This window comes from Acinetobacter sp. YH16032, from assembly GCF_013417345.1.
GTDB lineage: Bacteria > Pseudomonadota > Gammaproteobacteria > Pseudomonadales > Moraxellaceae > Acinetobacter.
The window spans coordinates 1-1,616 of record NZ_VPEE01000135.1 but is presented as its reverse complement, the minus strand read 5'-3'; the positions used below and the strand labels follow the sequence as shown (position 1 = coordinate 1,616).

At 32.4% G+C, this 1,616-nt stretch carries 3 protein-coding genes; all 3 read right to left on the bottom strand.

The features are described 5' to 3' along the window. Nucleotides 1-184: 184 nt before the first annotated feature. The 3 genes from FTV32_RS16930 to FTV32_RS16920 all read right to left on the bottom strand — a co-directional run bounded on the left by FTV32_RS16930 (nt 185) and on the right by FTV32_RS16920 (nt 1,525). Nucleotides 185-787 carry a hypothetical protein gene (locus FTV32_RS16930; RefSeq protein ID WP_179995850.1) on the bottom strand — a complete coding sequence of 201 codons (603 nt, stop codon included), beginning with the start codon at nt 785-787 and terminating at the stop codon, nt 185-187. 32 nt (nt 788-819) lie between these two features. Then, on the bottom strand, nt 820-1,044 hold the full coding sequence (locus FTV32_RS16925; protein ID WP_018680094.1) for a hypothetical protein: 225 nt from the start codon (nt 1,042-1,044) through the stop codon (nt 820-822). Between the two features lie 67 nt (nt 1,045-1,111). Next, the gene (locus FTV32_RS16920; protein ID WP_180029147.1) at nt 1,112-1,525 is read right to left on the bottom strand and encodes a conjugal transfer protein TraD; all 414 of its coding nucleotides are present in this window, start codon (nt 1,523-1,525) and stop codon (nt 1,112-1,114) included. Nucleotides 1,526-1,616 lie beyond the last annotated feature (91 nt).

Sequence of the window (1,616 nt, the reverse complement as noted above, 5' to 3'; positions counted from 1 at the left end):
GACCGCCTTTAGGAAGAGTATTGCCGAAACTCTCTCAACCGTTTCCAAAGCCAAAGCACGAAGTGCGACGCTTTGGGGGCGAGTTGAGAAGTTGAGAGCATTTGTTTTTTAGAGGGGGGTAAGAGGGCGGAATTATATTACACCCTCTTTTCTGCTTAGGCTATTTAAGTAGTAAAAGTATATCTTAATTAAATGCTTGTCTTAAAACTTCACCTTTTTCTGTAGAAGTTTGACTAGTCGTAGAGTTTTCATCATTTATGTCCAAAATATCTTTTCTTTTTTCGGGACCATAATATGAAATAAACTTACTTATAGATTTATCCCAAGCTAAATAACTGTTGTTATATTCAGATATAAAACGATATCCATCTTTTGATTTTTGAAGTCCTAAACCTTCACGACCTAACCAATAATTAAGTACATGATTGTATTTACCTGCCTCATTTTGAAAATAGATATCTATAAAGCCATCACTACTTCCAGTAAACATAGAGTAAGCACCTTCACAGGTAACTGCTGAAGATCGGATAATGTAATCTTTTAGTCCATCGCCATTAAAATCTACATTTACCAAAAATCCTTTATGGAAAGTGATTTTTGGATTTTTAATAGCCATTTCTTCATCTTCAGCTATACCTTGACATGCTTCAATATAATTAGTTTGGACTGCTTCTTTAATTTCTATAGGAAGCTTATTGAAAGGGATACTATTATTTTTTACAGGGATTTCTGCTAAAGAATTTGTACAAAAAATAGCGATGGATATGAAACCTATGAACTTTTTCATTAATAAACCTATTTATTTGAATTTTATAAAGATTAATAGGTATATCTGAAACCTTGTGCCATCATGCAATCTTGTATCATTTCAGCTTTTTCATTTTGATTTACTTTAGCTAAACCTACGTCATAGCGACATTTTGCTAAAGCATTATTAACATCGTGTGGAGTAATTCCTGCTTTTCTCCACATAGGTTGTGATGTACTACATGCAGAAAGTAAAAGTGTTGAAACAGCTAATGCCCCGATAATTGTTTTTTTCATAAAAAACTCTATAAAACTTAATAAAATAAGTTTTTGATTTTACCAAATAAATAAATTAAGTAATCAGTTAATTATTTTTTTTACGCTGATTTAAGGTTTCTTGTCCTAAATCCTTCCAAATTTGCCATTTCATATCATTTGGGTCTATTTCAGCAGTTTTTAGAAGAACGCCAAGTAATTCGGCTGGGTCACGTTGATCTAGGTTAGCTATTTCAAATAATGCGCCTAATTGAATGAGATGACGTGTACGAGCTTTACGTTCAGCTTCCTTTTCTGCATTCAATAATTTTCTAACAGCAACTTTTTGCTTATTTGCTCGATCTATGGCTTTTTCAGCTTTGATCAAGGCATTAATCTTTTTCTCTTGGTCAGATGTTCTGTACTGAATTTTGGCTAATTCAAGTAAAAGTTTTTGTGCATCACTAGGGTTCTTTAAAGCAGAAATATAGGTGATTTTTTCAGACAGCCAATCATTATTCATATTCAATTCCATTAATTCAGATACCGCAAAAGTACAGGCTCAATTCTCAAAGAACGATAACAAAATATTTACGTCAAATGTACGCAATTTT

Coding starts and splice junctions, on each gene's coding strand:
- FTV32_RS16930 (WP_179995850.1), bottom strand. CDS start 787: ATGAAAAAGTTCATAGGTTTCATATCCATCGCTATTTTTTGTACAAAT.
- FTV32_RS16925 (WP_018680094.1), bottom strand. CDS start 1,044: ATGAAAAAAACAATTATCGGGGCATTAGCTGTTTCAACACTTTTACTT.
- FTV32_RS16920 (WP_180029147.1), bottom strand. CDS start 1,525: ATGAATAATGATTGGCTGTCTGAAAAAATCACCTATATTTCTGCTTTA.